Genomic DNA, 2,603 nt, shown 5'->3' on the forward strand with positions numbered 1-2,603 from the left:
CGAGGACGGCAGCACCACGCGCAGGCCCGGCACGTTGGTGAAGATGGATTCGTTGGCTTCGCTGTGGTGCTCCGGCGCGCGGATGCCGCCGCCCCACGGCACGCGCAGCACCATCGGGCAGTGCAGGCGGCCACGCGTACGGGTACGCAGGCGCGCGGCGTGGCAGATCAGGTGATCGACCATCGGATAGACGAAGCCGTCGAACTGCGCCTCGGCCACCGGCTTCATGCCCTGCGCGGCGAGGCCGACGCTGAGCCCGGCGATGGTGGTCTCGTCCAGCGGGGTGTCGAGCACGCGCTGCGCGCCGAAGCGCTGCTGCAGGCCGGCGGTGGCGCGGAACACGCCGCCGTTGACGCCCACGTCCTCGCCCAGCACCAGCACCGACGGGTCGTGCTGCAGTTCCCAGGCCAGCGCCTGGGTCACCGCTTCGATCAGGGTAATGGGCGTGCTGGTCATCGGGCTGTCTCCGCGCGCGGTGGCGGCGCTGTGGGCGGTGCCGGCCGCAGGCGCGGCCGTGTGATCGGCGAGGCGGGGGCTCAACTCATCCATGGCGCTGCTCCAGGGCGATGGCCTCGGCGCGCTGCGCGAGCAGGTCCGGCGGCGGGTCGGCGTACAGGTAGTCGAACATGGCTTCCACCGGCTGCACCGGGGTTTCCAGGTAGGCGTTGAGTTCGATGTCGGCCAGGCGCGCGCATTCCTGCTTCCACGCCGCTTCCTCTTCCTCGCTCCACAGGCCCTGCGCGCTCAGCCAGGTGCGCAGGCGCAGCAGCGGCTCGCGTTCCCAGGCCTGCTTGACCTCGGCATCGTCGCGGTAGCGGCGCGCGTCGTCGGCGGTGGTGTGGTCGGACAGGCGGTAGGTCATGAACTCGATCACTGTGCCGCCCTGGCCGGCCAGCGCGCGCTCGCGCGCCTGGCGCATCGCTTCGAGCACGGCGATCAGGTCGTTGCCGTCCACCTGCAGGCAGTGCAGGCCGCCGGCCAGGCCCTTCTGCGCCAGCGTCTGCGCGCCGGTCTGCGCGTTGCGCGGCACCGAGATCGCCCAGCCGTTGTTGATCACGCACAGGATCAACGGCAACTGGTAGGCGCCGGCGGAGTTGAGCGCGGCGTAGAAGTCGGTCTTGGACGAGCCGCCGTCGCCGCAGGTGGCCACCGCCACCTGCTGCTCGCCGCGCAGCTTGAACGCCAGCGCGGCGCCGGCGGCGTGCAGGCACTGGGTGGAGATCGGCACGCAGATCGGGAAGTCGCGGGCGGCGTCGGAATCGCGCTGGAAGTCGTTGCCGCGCTCGTCGCCGCCCCAGTACAGCAGCACTTCGCGCGGCCGCACGCCGCGCATGAACATCGCGCCGTACTCGCGGTAGCTGGGCGCCAGCACGTCGCCGCGGCGCATCGACGCGCCGATGCCGACATGGGTGGCCTCGTGGCCCAGGCAGGAGGCGTAGGTGCCCAGCTTGCCGGTGCGCTGCAGGGCCACCGCCTTGCTGTCGAAGGTGCGCACGTAGAGCATCTGCTTGAACAGCGCCAGCAGCGTCTGCGGGTTGGCCGAATCGGCCGGAAGCGCGTCGCGGACCGGCTGGCCGCCCGCGTCGAGGTACTGCAGGAACTCAATTTCGAACTGGGCGGCGATGCTCATGGCGATGGCGCTCTCGACAACAAGTTTCAAATGATATGAGTCGGCATGTTAAGGAAGCCGTGCACAAAAGCCGTCGTGCACCGCAGCACGCGGCGATGCCGTATCGCACAAGAAAAGCGTGGTCGTGCCGCGTTGCCGATTGATGGCGTTGGGTATCGCCGATGTTGCACTGCGATGCATGCCGTTCATGTGCGCGTGGGTGTCCACCGGTGGCGGTGGTACATGCCAGCGGTGCGGTGCGCGCTGGAGGCGAGAGTGTCGGACAGGGACAGAAGGCGCACACGTGCAGCAGCAGCGCAAGGGCATCGCGCATCGCCCGCTACGCACCCTCAAGCCGCATGGACGTCGCCTCGTAACAGCGGCTTCAGCCGCGACGGGCGTTACCGGGAATCCCCCATCGCGGCTGACGCCGCTCCTGGGCGATAGCGCTTTCGGCAGCACGTGATCGGCGCCTGGTGGCGTTGCCCCAAGCAAAAAGGGCGTGGCCTTGCGGCCACGCCCTTTCGTCTGCACCGCTTGCCGCGATCAGCGGCCGAACAGGCGCAGCCCCTCCACGCGGGTGCTCAAGCGCGCGCTGTTGTCGCTCGGGTCGGCATCGGCCGAGGTCGAGCCGGCGCTGGCGCCGATCACGATCTGGCGGTCGGCCGGCAGCGGCCGTGTCGCCAGGCTCAGGCGGAACGCGGCGCTGGTGCCCGGCGCCAGGTCGGCGCCGCTGCGGCAGTGGAAGCGCGCGCTGCGCAGGCCGTGGTTCTGCCGCACGCACTGCCAGCCGCGCGGCGGCACCAGCGCGGTGAGCGCCGACAGGGTGCTGCCGTCGATCTCCAGGCTGGCGCCCTGCACCGGCGCATTGCCGTGGTTGCGCACGTCGATGCGGTAGTCGGCGAAGAAGGCGAAGAACGGCAGGGTGGCCGGGCCGTCGATCGACACCGCCAGGTCGCCGGCCGGACGCGCCTGCACCGCCACCGTGGCGCCG

At 70.7% G+C, this 2,603-nt stretch carries 1 protein-coding gene and 2 pseudogenes; all 3 read right to left on the minus strand.

Annotation, left to right across the window (positions count from 1 at the left end):
• Nucleotides 1-549, minus strand: a pseudogene (locus tag D180_RS18860) (alpha-ketoacid dehydrogenase subunit beta); the annotation flags it as partial.
• Complete coding sequence (pdhA, locus tag D180_RS18865) at nucleotides 542-1,630, minus strand: pyruvate dehydrogenase (acetyl-transferring) E1 component subunit alpha (RefSeq protein WP_017914011.1); 1,089 nt, start codon at nucleotides 1,628-1,630, stop codon at nucleotides 542-544. The gene pdhA and the pseudogene D180_RS18860, both read right to left, overlap by 8 nt.
• Nucleotides 1,631-2,155: 525 nt before the next feature.
• Nucleotides 2,156-2,603, minus strand: a pseudogene (locus D180_RS18870) (nuclease); the annotation flags it as partial.

Source organism: Xanthomonas sp. SHU 166 (assembly GCF_000364685.1).
GTDB lineage: Bacteria > Pseudomonadota > Gammaproteobacteria > Xanthomonadales > Xanthomonadaceae > Xanthomonas_A > Xanthomonas_A sontii.

What these genes read in the sequence shown, in the direction of transcription:
- pdhA (WP_017914011.1), bottom strand. Translation starts at nt 1,630, where the DNA reads ATGAGCATCGCCGCCCAGTTCGAAATTGAGTTCCTGCAGTACCTCGAC.